Origin of the sequence: Bacillus sp. CGMCC 1.60114 (genome assembly GCF_042676365.1) — a bacterium.
GTDB classification, from domain to species: domain Bacteria; phylum Bacillota; class Bacilli; order Bacillales; family Bacillaceae_G; genus Bacillus_A; species Bacillus_A rhizoplanae_A.
Genome location: NZ_JBHTHG010000118.1, coordinates 287,090 through 302,872, shown reverse-complemented (window position 1 = coordinate 302,872; position 15,783 = coordinate 287,090). Strand labels below are relative to the sequence as shown.

Genomic DNA, 15,783 nt, shown 5'->3' with positions numbered 1-15,783 from the left:
TTTTAGATAATCCATAATGTTCACATGAGTTAAAAACACCATCAAAATAATGGTATTTTTAATCCATCTGGGAGTAACAGAAAGAATTGCTTAGCAAAGTATAGGTAGCTAATAGAAGGGAGCGGCTTAAAAATGCTAATTTTTCTCCATAACCATTTTTCAAGGGTACCCCCTTAAAGATCAGATCCATCTTTCAGGAACACTCGTATTATTCGAGACTATTTCTGGCTGCGCTGCATCTCCTGCCTCTCCGTATAACTGCGCATCTGTCGCATATATTCGGGTGCGTCCATCGGATTCCCAGCGATCATTTCAATGATACAGAGTCTTTCGGCACGTTCCTTTTCAGCTTGGATTATAGCGTGATTAAGCTCTCCATAGGTCCGGACCGTAACGGTAAACGCGTTGCCTCCAAAGACTTCGGCCAGCTTGGTGTAAGACCATCGAGGGATTTGGTTGTACTTTTGATCCTCTGTTTTGACATTCAAATATTTCTCAATCGTATAACCATCGTTGTTCAAGACGAAGATTATGGGCTTGCAGCCGTAATAGAGCATGGAACTGATCTCCTGGGCTGTTAATTGCAAGGAGCCGTCACCTGTAAACAGCAACACCCGGCTTTCCGGCGCGGCGATAATGGCACCGAACGCTGAGGGGGTTGCGTAACCGATGGACCCCCAGCCTCCTTGCCCAATATATGTTACATTGCTCGGCAGTCTCACCTCAGCCATTCCATTGTAGAACGTCCCTGTCTCGGCGATCACAATATCGCCTTCTTTCAGCATGCGCTGAAAAAGGGGATAATAGCCGGCCGCCATTAGAGGCTCTTCGGCACTAGCTGTGACTTGATCGTAAGGGAATAACAAATTTCCCGCCAAACCTTGACCTATGTAACCCACCTTCTGCACTGCACGCAGCATGTCGGCTGCAAAAACATTCGGATATTCTGCCTCAGCGACCTTGACCATGTCCGGTTGAATATTGATAGTCACCAGCGGGTTCAGCTTTGCGGTAAAATTCGCGGTGTTGGTGTCCGCCCATAACATCCCGACCGCAATGATACAGTCTGCATTTTCCACCGTACTTTGGACTTCAGAACTTCCGAAAGAGCTTAGGTACATTCCGATATAATTTGGATGGGTTTCGTCGAATGCCCCCTTCCCAAACATCATCGTCACAACAGGCACGTTCATAGCGTCGGCCAGCCGCCGAACTGCTGTCTGAAGGCCAAAGCGCATTGTTTTGACATCCACCAGGATAACTGGCCTGTGAGCACGCTCTAGCAGCCGACGGACGTGATCCGCCGCAGCCTGAAGGGTTTTTAGGTTAGACGTTGGACGCGGCGGCATCGGCTCTTTCCGGGCAGTGATCGGCTTGTTCACTAAATCATCTGCCACAACCAGGTATACCGGCTTTTTCTTTTCCTTAGCAATGCGAATCGCAGCCGGAATTTCAATCTTGGCGTTTTCCGGAGTAAGCACCGCGGTATACACCGTAATCTGCTCATACACCTTCCGGAAGATATCAAAATTTCCATCCATTAGGGTGTGGTGCATCAGCTTATGCTCCTTTTGATCTTTCTCAGGAGGCGCACCCACAATGTGAATGATTGGCACATGCTCGCTGTTGGCTCCCGCTATCGCATTGCAGGCGCTGAGCTCCCCGACCCCAAAGGTCGTAATAAGAGCGGACATGCCTTTGATTCTTGCGTAGCCATCCGCAGCATAACCCGAGTTTAGTTCGTTCCTTCCACTTATAAATCGGATGCCATTATACCGTTCCAGAGCATCAAGCAATGTAAAATTATAGTCCCCTGCGACGCCGAAAATTTCGGTAATGCCCTCCATCTTCAAGCAATCGAACAAATACTGGCCAACTGTTTTTTGAGCCGTTCCGGTTGGCGAGCCAGAGCCGCCCTCCGCCATCATGTTATCCATTGCTCACTCACTCCTTATCCATTTTTGGGGCTTGTTCTGTGTAATAGTACCCTTTTAATGTTCCCCTTCATTAAACAGGTTATCCGGCATGCGGAGCGATGAGCGATCTTCTGTACGTTATATCCTTTAATTATTTTGTTCAAGTAATGGTAAAGTAAGGCGTTGACGAAATGATATTATAAAAAAAGATAGTAGGGATAATCAATCCTTACTATCTTTACTGTTAATGTTTATATGTCTTTAAATTAAATCCTCGCTATTTTTCTAACCTTGACGCTGCCCTGCATTTTGGGCATTGCGTGCTTTCTTTGAAGAAGTATGATCCTGTGTTTGATTTCCTTTATGCTTAGCTGAACCTAATGCTTTTGTTTTTCCCATATCATTTCACACCTTTTTTAGAATGTTACATCTATATGATGTGTATTAGATTCGCTACTATACAACTGTTTTATTGGTAATATGAATTCGTTCTTGCTGCTTCACTTTCAAATATAAAAATCCTATACACGTTGCAACAACTAATAAAATGCTCAGTGCATAAAACGGAATCATAACACCAATTTGAGATACAAACGTTGTAAAGACAAGAAGAAGAATAACGCGTACACCTGTACCAACAAATCGAAATAGACTATCCACACGGCCAATTACTTCGTTTGGAACTTGTTCCATCATGAGCACATTGCGTGCAACACGCGTGCCGGCATTTCCCATCGCCATAAAAATAGCAAGACCATATAGTAAAAAGACTGATGGTTTTAGAACCATTACGGTAATTGAAATTGTATATATGAGCACTGTTAATACAATTGACACTTCTGTTTTTACATATTTCATAAGAATTGGAATGCCAATCCCTGCAAGCATTGCACCGATACCGTACATCATTCCTTCCGTGCCGTATACGGATCCACTTTCCTTTAATACATCCGAAATGTACACAGGCATTAAATAATTTGTCATCATAACACCGATAAACGGCATATATGTCGCAAATAGAAACCAAAATAATTTCTTTCTTTTCTTCATAAAATGAATGCCTTCAAAAATTTGTTTTGTGAATGGTTGTTTTCCGCTTTCTGTTCTCTGTCTTGTATAAGGAGTAAATGATAATAATATAAATGCACCTACATACGCTAACATATTGATAAATAAAATCCATTTCACAGCAACAATTGTAATCATAAAACTGGCAACCGCACCAGCAATAACTTGTGTCAATTGTCCCTGTATTTCCATCGTTCCACTTAATGATTTATAATGCTCCGGTGCAAATACTTCTTGATTAAAGGCAAAAATGTTCGGATAAAATACTAAATAGTAAAATGAACCTGTTATATATAGCACAATATAATGTATTGTTTCATAGGAATGACCGGTAAATCCCCAACATACCATAATGCCGACAGCAATTGCTCCGATGGCTTCATTCACTAAGAGTAGCGTTTTACGAGAAAAACGATCAATACAATGTCCAATAAATGGTGTACACAAAAACATAACAAGTGTGGATATAATCGAAATATAGCCAAACATTGTATTTCCACCTGGTGACGTTACAAGCAGCCACGAAATCGTAATCATCGTAATGCCGGAGCCAATCGCAGATAAGCTATTAGCTCCAAGAATATAGTACAACCGAGAATCGCGGTAAAGAGATGACATATTAATCAGCTCCTAATTGTTTTTTCAGTTCTGGAAAGATGCTCATGTATCCTCTCAATTCTTTTAATAAATCCGCAACAAGTGGTTTTGCCTCTTCACCCAATTCTCCGTTCTGTACGTGAAGACTATCAATGACAACTTGTTTCGGAATAACATTTGCATATACCCCTCTTGCAACAATGCGCATACTATTTAAGGCATTTATACCGCCTTTACCACCGCCTGCAACCGCAAGAAGCCCAACTGGCTTATGCATAAACTCGCTGCTTCCAAGAAAATCAAATGCATTTTTCAAAGCACCACTCATTGCATTATGATACTCAGGTGTGCATAGTACAACTCCATCTGCTTCTTTTACAAGTTTCTTTAATTTTGCTACTGCTTGTAATTCATATTGAGAATTTTCTCCGTTATATAATGGAAGTGCTTCAATAGCTAAATCATATAATTCTCCTTTAAAAGCCTCCGCAATATGCTTTGCAATGACGCGAGTTTTACCAGATTTACGTGGTGTACCGTTAATTACAACTAGTTTCATGATTATTTCTCTCCCTTGTTTGAATTTATACATTTATATTATCAGAAAATTCCCTCTCATAAACCGTAAAAAAGACGGAAAACGATTGAGAAAATAGTATGAAAAAATAAAACAGGAACTCATACTTTCGTATGAGTTCCTGTTTTATTTCAATTCATTCTTCCTATATAACACCGTTCTTTACCGCATATAGAGCCGCTTGCGTTCGATCATCTACATTTAATTTAGCAAGAACATTTGAAACATGCGTTTTTACAGTTTGTTCTGTAATATGTAGTTCTGCAGCAATTTCTTTATTACTTCTCCCTTTGGTGATTTCTCGCAACACTTCTTTTTCCCGCTTCGTTAACATAGATAAACTATCTTGCTTTGTCTCAACTGTTGCTTGGCGTCCTAAAAAAGCAGAAGTTACTTTCGGATGGAAATTAGCATTCCCTTGATGAACTGCAATAATAGAAGCTACAAGTTGATCCGGTTGTACTTCTTTTAATTGATATCCATCTGCACCTGCTTCAAGTGCTGGAAGAACATAATCTTGTTCTGAAAAACTGCTTAACATTAGTATTTTAATAGATGGATCATATTGTTTCATACGCTTCGTTACTTCGATTCCGTCCATTTTCGGCATAGACACATCCATTAATACAACATCAGGTCGTTCTTTTTGAATAAATTGCAACGCTTCTTCTCCATCTCCCACTTCACCAATAATATTAAACTCCTCTTTTGTTTTTAAAAAGAAAACGAGACCTCTTCGTACAATATGATGATCCTCTACAAGTAGTAGTTTTATTTTCAATGGATTTCCCCCTTCAAATGGGTAATTGAATCCCAATTTTTGTTCCTTCTCCCGGTTTCGTTTGAATATAAAACTTTCCTTTCATTAACTCAATACGCTCTTGCATATTTTTCAAACCAAGCGCAGAATCTCTTACTTTTTCTTTAATAAATCCTACACCGTCATCCTCAATCTGAAACTTCAACATATTGTTTTCTATTTTTATATGTACAAATACTTTTTCACAAGAAGCATGTTTTTTACAATTATGGAGCGCCTCTTGGCTAATACGCCATAGCATTTCTTCCATTTCATCGCTTATCGAAATAACTCCATCAATTCGCATGGTTACATGGATACCAAGTAAATTCCCATAATTCTGAATCGCTTCAGCAAGACCTTTTTCTAAACCTTCAGGCCGTAATTGCCAAATTAATAATGTCATCTCTTGCAGCGCTTCTTGTGATAACTCTCCTATATACATCAACATCTCTTGTAATTCTTTATTCTTCGTCATATCAATCGTTCCTCTAGCTGTTAACATAATTGAAAAGAGAAGCTGTTTGACAGAATCATGTAAATCACGTGCTAATCGATTTCTTTCTGCAACGACTACATATTTCTGCTCCTTCTCAACTAGCCTAATTCGTTGAATCGTTGTCCCGATTTGAAAAGCAATCGCTTCTAATAAAGCTAATTCTTCCTCTGTAAAGTGCGTTTTATGAGGAGAAGCAACGTTTAACAATCCAAACTTTTCTTCTCCTGCTTGAAGCGGAATCGTCGCATGATGAGTAATACTTTCTGTTTCTCCCCATTTATATTCAATCGCATCCTCTATTCGCTTACATTCAATAATATTTGTTGCTTTTTGCAAACGTCCAGCTACAAATCGATCAATACACCAGCAATCCCCTTCACACATTGGTTTCTTTCCTTCCCGTGTAAGTGCTGGTGGCAAGTTTGTATCAACAAGCATTTGATGCATTCCCTTTTCATCAATAAAAAAAACCCATCCTGTTTGCAAATTCATAACTTGTAATAGCGTATGTAGTACCTTTTTTAACATTTTCTGCAAATCCGTTGCTTCGTTTAATAACTCCGCAATTTCTTTGAGCGCTTGCAATCGATGCATTTGTTTTTCATTTTCATTCATGTTCCATCACCTTTTATAATTATAGCATCAAGAAATTTCTAAATACTACAAATGAAACGAATTTCCCATCACTATTTAATTAAATTCCAGCAACTATCTCCAGCCTATTTTCCTTGCTTCTTCATAATCTTGAGGGTAAGGATTTTACTTCCCAGAAATAAAAAAGCACATTTCTCTTCCATATAAAGGAATTAAGAGGAAATATAGGGAAAATATACAAGGGAATTGCTAACAATGAAGATTTTTGTACATTAAAACAAGGTAAGAAAGGCGCGAGGGAATTGAGTTTATTAAACAGGTTAATTAAACAAGCTAAAAATCCACAAGGTGTTGTCGGATCATCTATGTTATGTATCATGAATGTGGCTCATGCGAATATGACAAAATGGGCTTTAAGCAAAATTAAAATTAATGAGAGAGCGATAATACTCGATATAGGCTGCGGTGGAGGAAAAACAATACATACTCTCTCTAAAATGAACCTGTATGGAAAAGTATACGGCATAGATTATTCCGAAAAAGCAGTAGAAGACTCTATAAAAATGAATAAAGAAGCTGTGAAATCCGGGAAAGTTCTTATAAAAAAAGCAAGCGTATCTTCTATTCCTTTTTCAAATCACTTTTTTGATGTTATTACTGCATTTCAAACCCATTACTTTTGGCCAAACTTAGCAAACGATGTGAAAGAAATATTTCGGGTATTAAAACCAAATGGCTATTTTATCATTGTGGCTGAACTCTACAAAATAAATTATCATATGACACAATTTAAAACAAAAGAAGATATAAAAAAATTACTAAAAGAAACTGGATATAACAATGTGGTATTTCATGAATATAGGGGATCGATTTGTATAGTTGCAAGAAAATAACGAAACCGCCAGAACCCTTATTATTCTGGCGGTTTTTCCTACTTTACTTCCGCATTTAAACAGGACTTAAAGTGCTGTAATGCAAACTCATGCCCCTGCTCATTAAATGAGGCAACTGCTTTTTCATACACTACGATACGAAACCCCTTGTTATAAGCATCAACTGCTGTATGTAGCACACAAATATCCGTACAGACACCAACGAGATGTACTTCTAGTATTCCTCTTTCGCGAAGCTTAATTTCTAAGTCCGTTCCCGCAAAAGCACTGTACCGTGTTTTATCCATATAGTATACATTTTCATTATCTTTGTATTTTTCATATACATTTTGCAATTCACCATATAAGCCTCTTCCTTGCGTACCCGCTATATTATGCGATGGAAATAATTTAGCCTCTGGATGATAACGATCCTTTTCTACATGTTTATCAACAGCAAACACAACATAATCTCCATTTTCAATATGCTGCTTTGTTATTTCTACAATAGACTCTTCTATAACTTGCGCTGGTTTTCCACATGTTAATGCTCCATCCTCCGCTACGAAATCATATGTATAATCAATATTAATAAGTGCTCGTTTCATCTTTTCTCTCCCTTTCGTTTCACAGTAAACAATAGAAAACGCGTTATAACGACGCCTTATTACATATTCGACATTTGTTACAAAAATCCCTATAAAGTGAAACTTCCATCAGTGGAGGTTTTCTTCATCCCCCACCTACCTTCTTCGCTTTCTTTGAATCTTGAGTTGAGGGTCTCACTACCCAAAAGTAGCGGGATAAAAGCAAAAGAAACCTGCTCATAAAGCAGATTTCTTCTTACTGTGCTGGTTTATTTTCAAACTTCGCCTGTGCAAAGTTGATTACTTTTCCATTCGGATCATTATTTTCATACTGTATTGCTGTTACGGTATGAATACCTGGTTGTAATGTCTTTTCTTTCAATGCAATTGTCGTTTGTTTTACTTCGCTTGCTTGATACGTTTTTTCAAATTGCTTATCAATATATATAAACATTTCTTTATCCTCTTGGAAATTTGCAAGTTCGATTTCTACTTGCTGAATAATCGTATCTTTTTTTATAAATACTACAGGCACATTCCCGTTTTCTGATGTACCATCTGGTGTAATTACTTTCACTTTTCCTTCACCAACTGAAGTGATCCCTTCTGGGAATGAATATTTACTTTCCTGCTGCGCATTAACAGTTTGTTCTTGCTGCCTTTCTTCCTTAACTTTCTTTTCTTTTGTTACTCCGCAGCCCGCTAACAACATAATAGATAATCCAGTGATTATGAATTTTTTCAAAATCCATTCCCCCTGTATCTTAATGTTAATTTATTATATTAAAATAACTCTCGAATATTTACATCTATTTAGAACACTTTCATAAACAAAGCATGTTACTTTTACACAACTAACTGTACCACACTTATCCCCCTATTATCATCATTATTTTTTTAAGAAATTTTTAGTAAATCTTTTTTGCATTCTTTACAACCTATCTACACGAAAAATAATCTTAGTCCTTACAACTAAGATTATTTCAACGTTTACCCCTATCAATAAAGTTTTACTTTATATGATAAACTTTGTAATTTCCGCCACTTCTTTTCGAGCTAACTTTTTCGGCTGGTCCTTTGGATGCCCTAATGCAATTACCATATTAATTTGTTTATTAGATTCAATTTGTAAATAGCTTCTTAGTTCATCCTGTGCTAGTAACACCGGGCCTGTCATTGGACATGTACCAAGACCACGTGCATGTGCTGCGAGCATTAAGTTTTGTGCAGCTAAACAGCTGCTTTTAATTCCTTCTTCTTCCCAAATAGATTCTGGAACAAAATCAATCGGATCAAAAATTTTTTCACGAAACTTAGACTGATATGGTGTTGCTAAGCAAATGATTAAAACAGGAGCATCTGAAAAAGCTGTTGCATATGGTCCAAAAGAACGAGTCAATAACTTTCCTGCTTTTTCTTCTCCTTTTTCTGTTGCCTCTTCTGCTCGTTTATGTAATGCGTTCCATGTCATTTCTTCTATGTCTTTGATTTTTTCACGATTCATAATAACGATAAATTCCCACGTTTGCGAATTTGTATCACTCGGTGCATATCTCGCACAATCAATAATTTCTTCGATATCTTCCACAGAAACATCTTGCTCTGTAAATTTACGAACGCTACGGCGTCCATGAATAATATCTTTAAATGCTTGATAATCCATATAATTCAAAATCCCCTTTTATAACGTTTTCAAAATCCCTACCTGTCTGATTATATCATATAACTAAAAAAAGCTGGACATGTTCCAGCTTTTTAACAATTGACTCTACTTACTAATAAAACTGATTTTACTATGTGTTCATAATATAAATACTTTCTTTATATGCTTCCTGCAACTTTCTTATAATTTTTTGTTCTCCCGTTTGATACCAATCTTCTCCAATTTGCGTCACTGGTACAATTTCAATGGGTGTAGCTGTAAAGAAACACTCATCCGCACCATAAACTTCTTGAAGAGAAAATTGTCGTTCTTCTACAGGAATGTTCAATTTCTTTGCTAAGGAAATAACATGATGGCGTGTAATTCCATATAAAATAAATTGATTCGCAGGGTGTGTAATAAGGGTTCCATTTTTTACGATAAAGAAATTAGAATGACACCCTTCTGTTACAATGCCATTACGAACTAAAATCGCTTCATAATAGCCTTCTTTTGCAATTTTATTTTTAATCATGATATTAGGAAGTAAATTAAGAGATTTAATATGACAACGATGCCAGCGAATATCTTCAGCTACTGTCGCTTTAATTCCATTTTCTATAAGAGTAGTTGGCCTTGAAAATGGTACGATATTTGCAAAATATGTAGGTTGGAGGTTTAGTTCAAATAAGTGATTTCTAGGTTGTACCCCTCTTGAAATTTGAATATATACATTTCCATCTTCTTCGAATTCATTTTTTTCAATCAATTGTTGCAATTGAGAAATGAGCTCTTCTTTTGTAAATGGCGGTTCTAATTCAATTTCCTCCATAGATTGGAAGAAACGATTTAAATGGAGATCTAATAAATGAGGCTTTCCATCATATAAACGAAATACTTCATATATCCCATCCCCAAACTGTAACCCTCTCTCTTCTAATGAAATCATTGGTTCTTTCTCTTTCGTATTCACAATGCTTCCATTAAATAAAATCCAATCTTTATGAGTACTTTTCATAATCTCTCGCCTCCTCTTCGTATATACTTCCATTTTACAACTTATATCGTTCTAAAAGTAATAATTTTCTTTAATTTCAAACAATAAAGAGTATCTCTACATTTATTGTTATTCTTAAGAAGGCCATAAAATTAAAAACACGATTTAAACTCGAATTTAATAGATTTTCTAATTTATCTACAGTGAATTTTGTTTTATAATAATATCGTTATTTCAAAATATTCAAAAGGAGAACACATGTGTATATCCAAAATATAGAAATTAAAACAAACTATAGCTGTTTCACTTATGATGAATTAACAACTGTAGCCCCTGTACTTCCAGCAAAGATGCAGCAATTCTATTTACATGCGATCACAATGTTAAAAAGAGAACTAGCACCTAACGAGCTCTTCTATCACTTATCAACTGGGGCATTTCGTCATACAGCAATTGGCTTTTTATTTTTTACTGATAGACAAATTATCATGGCTGAGCAACAAGGTCTAACAACAAAATGTCACACATTACATTACCGTGACTTCACACGCTGCATTGCTCATACTGGTCATATTTTAGGGGTAAAAACAAATGTAATTTATTTTAAAAAACCTATTTCTTCTGCATTAAAAGAAGAACGCGTTACACATATTCCAGATGAACAATTTCAAACTATTTATACATTTGTAAAAGATAAAATTACAGTAACTTAAATTACTTCTTCCCTTAAACGCTAACATAATCTACAAAAGGACTTGCTCATAACATATATATATACATAAAATATTTAACGTAAACTGTTTAAGGTATCTAATTCCCACAGTTTTTTATCTTTTAATAAAGGGGGGATTAGCTTGGGATTCCTCGAAGGATATAATAGTTTCAGTGGAGCATTTTCACCTTTAATTGTGCGTTCTATTCATTATTATAGTCAAAATTGGAAGCAGCGATTTCACAAGGAACAGCGCCAAAAGCTACGAATGAATAAAAGAAAACGTTATTATTTCAAGCAATTATCGTAATGGAATGCCTTTTTGCAATTTCACAAAATATACCTTTCCACTCATAAAAAACTAGGGGATCCTGTAAAATACAAGGAACCCTAGTTTTTTATGATGCATCTGACAAAATTAAGATAAAAAAGAATCCATAAAAGCATGGATTCTTTTCTTCTAATTAATAAGAAGTATATTCAATATAAGATGGATCATAATATATCCATTGACTAGCTCCAAGATCAAGCCAACCATTTTGATATTGATACACTACATACGATTCTAGTGCATTTAACTTACGAATAACCGAATCGCTAGTTGATGGTCCTGTTCGTAAATTGATGTTTGTTCCGCGAATTTTGGCTAAACCAATTGGGCTCCCATCTTGATTTCTATACTTCATATACTGTATATAAGACGAATCATAATAAATCCATTCATTTGCTCCAAGACCTAACCATCCATTATTCTCTTGATAAACAACATACGATTCTGGTGCATTTAACTTACGAATAACTGAGTAGCTCGTTGAAGGACCTGTTCGTAAATTTACGTTCGTTCCCAGAATATTTGCTACACCAATTATTTGCGGATTTGGTGCTGGAGGATTCGGATTCGCTTTTGCAGATAGTCCCATTATATTCACAATACCACGTGTATAAGCTTGACATAAATCTTCAATAAATCGTTGATTCTTTAGTAAATTCGCATCAAATGTTGTGTCAATAAATGCTGTTTCTGTTAAGAGAGCGTCCATAGCTGTTTCTCTTAATACTGCATAATTCGCCATTTTAGCACCGCGGTCCTTTAATCCATACTGATCTAAAACGGGGCGTACTGCTTCATGCATTTTCGCTTGTTTTCCTACTGCAGAACTACCGCTTGGAAGACCGTTATAAATATAGTCTTCATAGCCTGTCCCCCCACCGCTATTAATATGAAATGAAATGAAAAAATCCGTATTATATGAATTAGCGATATTTGCTCGTTGTGATAATGCTACGTATACATCACTTTCACGTGTCATTTCAATGTCCACATAATAGTTCGCTAGTAAAATATCATGAACACGCTGTGCAATTTGTAACGTAAGATTTTTTTCTACTAAGCCATTTCCAACAGCACCGGAATCGTATCCACCATGGCCTGCATCAATGACAAGTTTCATCAATCATTCCCTTTCTTTTCCTGCCATTAAAACACATATTATTGTGCTTGTCTTATTTTATTCATAAAATTGATAGAATGTGCAATGATACAATGAAACTTCCATCAGTGGAGGTTTTCTTCATCCCCCACTGCTATTTTCTTTGCTTCTCTCTCAAGCTTAAGGTGGGGGTCTTACTGTCTGCAAATAGCAGGATAAACAAAAACCGCCTTATGAAAGACGGTTCTTATCATCTCGTTTCAACCAATTTAAAATAAAAATATAAGTTTGATAGTGTACATATCTCATACAAAATAGACAGAATAGAATTCCTAGACCAATACAGCTATATAGCAAACCTAATTTCAAAAAAATTGCAATTGGTGGTGGAAAAAGAGTGACTTTTTGCAAAGTGTATAGTGCAAGAAAAAGTATAGAAAACAAAGGGAAATATCGCCACTCATATGGTGTACGCTTCTTATTCAATATATTTTTCACAAGTAACTGAAACAACTCTGCAAATAAAAAACAACTTAGAACTAGAATAAGCGCTAGTGTCACTCTCATACACTTCCCACCTTATTTTATAATGTACTGATAAAATAACACATCTTGCCACTCATTAAACTTATAGCCAACCTCTCGAAAACATCCTACATATGAAAATCCCATCTGTTCATGCAACTTCACACTTATGTCATTCCCATTTGTAATCCCAGCAATAATAGTATGATGCTTCAATTCCTCTGCTAGTTGAAGTATGCGCTCTATTAATTTCTTCGCAATACCTTTTCCGCGCGCTTGCTTTTCCACATAAACTGAAATTTCTACCGTCTGCTTATATGCCTCTTTTTCCCGAAATGGAGATAAAGAGCAATAACCAAGTACAATACCATCTTCTTCAGCAACGATGACTGGGTACATTTCATTATGTGTATCAAACCATACATTCATTTCGGCTAATGATTTCTCTTGCAAATCAAATGTAGCGGTTGTATGTACAATTGCATCATTATATATATGTAAAATAGCTCTTACATCTTCTCTATATGCGCTGCGAATTTCCATTTCTTCGTCTCCCCCATTACAATTGCTTTATATAGACATGATTATTTTGTTGAAAGCCAAATTGTTCAAAAAACGCTATCACTCTTTCATTCTTATCTGTAAGTGTGACTTCAATCTCTTTCACGTCGTCTCTTTTGACGATTTCTTCAAACGTGTAATAAGCATTTGTTCCATACCCGTATCCTTCATAATCATGATGAATGAGAAGATACGATAAAATTGCTTTACTTTGTTGCAGAGAATAATCAATAATCCCTACGTATGTATCGTCTGCTTTTATACAATACGCTACATCTTGAGCAGCTGGTAAGTCATGAGAAGAAAACATTTCTTCTACAACTAGGTTTGTTTCATCTATCACTTTTTCAAACGTTAACATAACTATTTCACCTTCATTCTTATTATTATTGTATCAAGTAGGACAAGTATTTATGAAAAAAACCTTAAGATAACAATGTTATCTTAAGGTTTTCTATTTATACTAAGCTATAAGCACGCTTTGTTTCTTCATGGAACACATTTGTATCATATTTATGCTCAACAAAAATTTGATGCCATACCATAAATGCAAGTACTGTCCAAATTTTACGGCTGTAATCGCCTTTATCTGCACAATGTGCTTCTAATAAGTTTAATACGTACTGCTTGTCGATTAAATGCTCTGTTTTGCTTTCTTTAATGATATTTACAGCCCAATCATGCATTTCATCTTTTAACCAGTGACGAATTGGTACTGGGAATCCTAGCTTCTTACGATCTAATACATGATCCGGTACAATACCGCGTACTGCTTCACGTAAAATTGCTTTTGTTGTACCATTTGCAATCTTTAATTCTGTTGGAATTTTCGATGCAACATCAAATACTTCTTTATCTAAAAATGGTACACGAAGTTCTAATGAATGTGCCATCGTCATTTTATCAGCCTTTAATAAAATGTCGCCGCGCAACCACGTGAACATATCAATGTATTGCATTTTGCTTACATCGTCATAGTTCTTAATATCATCATACAGTGGCTTCGTAATATCCATGTAATTAACACTCTCATCGTAGTGCTTCATAAGTGCTGCTTTCTCTTCTTCACGGAAGATTTTCGCATTTCCATAGTAACGTTCTTCAATTGGTGTACATCCGCGCTCTAAGAAGCTCTTTCCTTTAAATCCTTCTTTTAATGCACCACTTAACGCTTTTAACACACGTTTTCCTGGGCTAGGAATGTAAGAGAACATTTTTAAAGAGTTTGGTTCACGATAAATATTATATCCACCAAACAGCTCGTCTGAACCTTCACCAGAAAGAACAACAGTTACATGTTTACGCGCTTCTTTCGCAACGAAATACAATGGTACAGCTGCTGGGTCCGCTAATGGATCATCCATATGCCACATAATTTTTGGGAATTCATTCATGAATTCTTGCGGTGTTACGAATACACTATAGTTTTTTACATCTAATTTTTCTGCTGTCTCTTTCGCTACATCAACTTCACTAAAGCCACGGCGCTCAAAACCAACAGAGAATGTTAACAGATTCGGATTCATTTCTCTTGCAATAGATGCGATAATAGATGAATCAATACCACCAGATAAGAATGAACCTACTGGTACATCACTGCGCATATGCATTTTCACAGAATCGTATAATACGTCACGAATTGCTTGAATATGCTCTTCTTTCGTTGCATCAGATGCATTGAAATATGGTTGCCAATAACGGCGAATTTCCATCTCTTTCCCAAGCTCTTTTACAAAGTAATGACCCGGCTCAATTTTGTTAATATCCACTGTTAATGTTTCAGGCTCCGGAGCATATTGATACGTAAAGTAATGTTGTAGAGAAGCTGGGTTTACCCCTTTATCTTCCATCACATGTAAGATACTTTTCTTTTCAGATGCAAAGAACGTTGTATCTCCGTGCTGTGCAACGTAAAGTGGCTTAATACCGAAATGATCACGCGCACCGAAAAGTTTTTTCTCTTCGCGATCCCAAATCATAAATGCAAACATACCACGTAGGTAATCTACACATTTTTCTTTCATATGAGCATACAATGCAATGATTACTTCTGTATCAGATTGCGTCGCAAATGTTGCACCTTTTTCAAGAAGCATTTCACGAAGCTCTACATAGTTATAAATTTCACCATTAAAAATAATTACATAACGATCATTTTCATACGTTAACGGCTGATGTCCTGCCTCTAAGTCAATAATACTTAAACGGCGGAAGCCAAATTGTACATGTTCATCACGGAAGTACCCTTCATCATCTGGACCACGATGAAAGATAATCGTATTCATATTTTCAAATTGATGTTTTTCTTCTGCCGAAAACTCTCTAGGGTTTTCACATAAACATCCTACAAAACCACACATACTTTCTTACCCTCTTTCGGTTTTCATTCTTTTTCTATACTACTAAC

The 15,783-nt window shown here is 36.3% G+C and carries 17 protein-coding genes; 3 read left to right on the top strand and 14 right to left on the bottom strand.

Annotation, left to right across the window (positions count from 1 at the left end):
- Nucleotides 1-218: 218 nt before the first annotated feature.
- The 5 genes from ACFQZ1_RS22830 to ACFQZ1_RS22810 form a co-directional block, all read right to left on the bottom strand.
- Complete coding sequence (locus tag ACFQZ1_RS22830; protein WP_377884432.1) at nt 219-1,937, bottom strand: alpha-keto acid decarboxylase family protein; 1,719 nt, start codon at nt 1,935-1,937, stop codon at nt 219-221.
- 435 nt (nt 1,938-2,372) lie between these two features.
- Complete coding sequence (locus ACFQZ1_RS22825; RefSeq protein ID WP_377884431.1) at nt 2,373-3,602, bottom strand: MFS transporter; 1,230 nt, start codon at nt 3,600-3,602, stop codon at nt 2,373-2,375.
- Between the two features lies 1 nt (nt 3,603).
- Complete coding sequence (locus ACFQZ1_RS22820) at nt 3,604-4,140, bottom strand: NADPH-dependent FMN reductase (protein ID WP_377884430.1); 537 nt, start codon at nt 4,138-4,140, stop codon at nt 3,604-3,606.
- Between the two features lie 163 nt (nt 4,141-4,303).
- Nucleotides 4,304-4,939 (bottom strand): response regulator, encoded by a 636-nt coding sequence (locus ACFQZ1_RS22815; RefSeq protein WP_377884429.1) that lies wholly within the window; start codon nt 4,937-4,939, stop codon nt 4,304-4,306.
- Between the two features lie 13 nt (nt 4,940-4,952).
- A complete protein-coding gene (locus tag ACFQZ1_RS22810) occupies nt 4,953-6,071 on the bottom strand; it encodes a GAF domain-containing sensor histidine kinase (RefSeq protein ID WP_377884428.1) in 1,119 nt (372 codons plus the stop codon).
- Between the two features lie 281 nt (nt 6,072-6,352).
- On the opposite strand from ACFQZ1_RS22810, the gene ACFQZ1_RS22805 reads away from it, so the two are divergent.
- The gene (locus ACFQZ1_RS22805; protein WP_377884427.1) at nt 6,353-6,943 is read left to right on the top strand and encodes a class I SAM-dependent methyltransferase; all 591 of its coding nucleotides are present in this window, start codon (nt 6,353-6,355) and stop codon (nt 6,941-6,943) included.
- Between the two features lie 38 nt (nt 6,944-6,981).
- Here the strand turns inward: ACFQZ1_RS22805 and ACFQZ1_RS22800 are convergent, their stop codons facing one another.
- From ACFQZ1_RS22800 to dat, 4 genes are all read right to left on the bottom strand, one after another.
- On the bottom strand, nt 6,982-7,530 hold the full coding sequence (locus tag ACFQZ1_RS22800; RefSeq protein WP_377884426.1) for a cysteine hydrolase family protein: 549 nt from the start codon (nt 7,528-7,530) through the stop codon (nt 6,982-6,984).
- Nucleotides 7,531-7,765: 235 nt separating this feature from the next.
- A complete protein-coding gene (locus ACFQZ1_RS22795; RefSeq protein WP_377884425.1) occupies nt 7,766-8,254 on the bottom strand; it encodes a hypothetical protein in 489 nt (162 codons plus the stop codon).
- A 270-nt stretch (nt 8,255-8,524) separates the two neighbouring features.
- Nucleotides 8,525-9,172, bottom strand: a complete 648-nt coding sequence (locus ACFQZ1_RS22790) for a nitroreductase family protein (protein ID WP_377884424.1) — start codon at nt 9,170-9,172, stop codon at nt 8,525-8,527.
- A 130-nt stretch (nt 9,173-9,302) separates the two neighbouring features.
- Entirely contained in the window at nt 9,303-10,169 is an 867-nt protein-coding gene (dat, locus tag ACFQZ1_RS22785) for a D-amino-acid transaminase (RefSeq protein WP_377884423.1), read from the bottom strand.
- A gap of 239 nt (nt 10,170-10,408) precedes the next feature.
- On the opposite strand from dat, the gene ACFQZ1_RS22780 reads away from it, so the two are divergent.
- Nucleotides 10,409-10,861 (top strand): hypothetical protein, encoded by a 453-nt coding sequence (locus tag ACFQZ1_RS22780; protein ID WP_377884422.1) that lies wholly within the window; start codon nt 10,409-10,411, stop codon nt 10,859-10,861.
- A 141-nt stretch (nt 10,862-11,002) separates the two neighbouring features.
- Nucleotides 11,003-11,170 carry a hypothetical protein gene (locus tag ACFQZ1_RS22775; protein ID WP_377884421.1) on the top strand — a complete coding sequence of 56 codons (168 nt, stop codon included), beginning with the start codon at nt 11,003-11,005 and terminating at the stop codon, nt 11,168-11,170.
- Between the two features lie 154 nt (nt 11,171-11,324).
- On the opposite strand, the gene ACFQZ1_RS22770 is transcribed toward ACFQZ1_RS22775, so the two are convergent.
- The 5 genes from ACFQZ1_RS22770 to asnB form a co-directional block, all read right to left on the bottom strand.
- Nucleotides 11,325-12,311, bottom strand: coding sequence for an N-acetylmuramoyl-L-alanine amidase (locus ACFQZ1_RS22770; protein WP_377884420.1), 987 nt, complete (start codon nt 12,309-12,311; stop codon nt 11,325-11,327).
- A 210-nt stretch (nt 12,312-12,521) separates the two neighbouring features.
- On the bottom strand, nt 12,522-12,851 hold the full coding sequence (locus ACFQZ1_RS22765) for a hypothetical protein (protein ID WP_377884954.1): 330 nt from the start codon (nt 12,849-12,851) through the stop codon (nt 12,522-12,524).
- A gap of 18 nt (nt 12,852-12,869) precedes the next feature.
- A complete protein-coding gene (locus ACFQZ1_RS22760; RefSeq protein WP_377884419.1) occupies nt 12,870-13,358 on the bottom strand; it encodes a GNAT family N-acetyltransferase in 489 nt (162 codons plus the stop codon).
- Nucleotides 13,359-13,374: 16 nt separating this feature from the next.
- Nucleotides 13,375-13,737: a GNAT family N-acetyltransferase gene (locus tag ACFQZ1_RS22755; RefSeq protein ID WP_377884418.1), complete on the bottom strand. Its 363-nt coding sequence runs from the start codon at nt 13,735-13,737 to the stop codon at nt 13,375-13,377.
- 97 nt (nt 13,738-13,834) lie between these two features.
- Nucleotides 13,835-15,736: an asparagine synthase (glutamine-hydrolyzing) gene (gene asnB / locus ACFQZ1_RS22750; RefSeq protein WP_377884417.1), complete on the bottom strand. Its 1,902-nt coding sequence runs from the start codon at nt 15,734-15,736 to the stop codon at nt 13,835-13,837.
- Between the last annotated feature and the right edge of the window lie 47 nt (nt 15,737-15,783).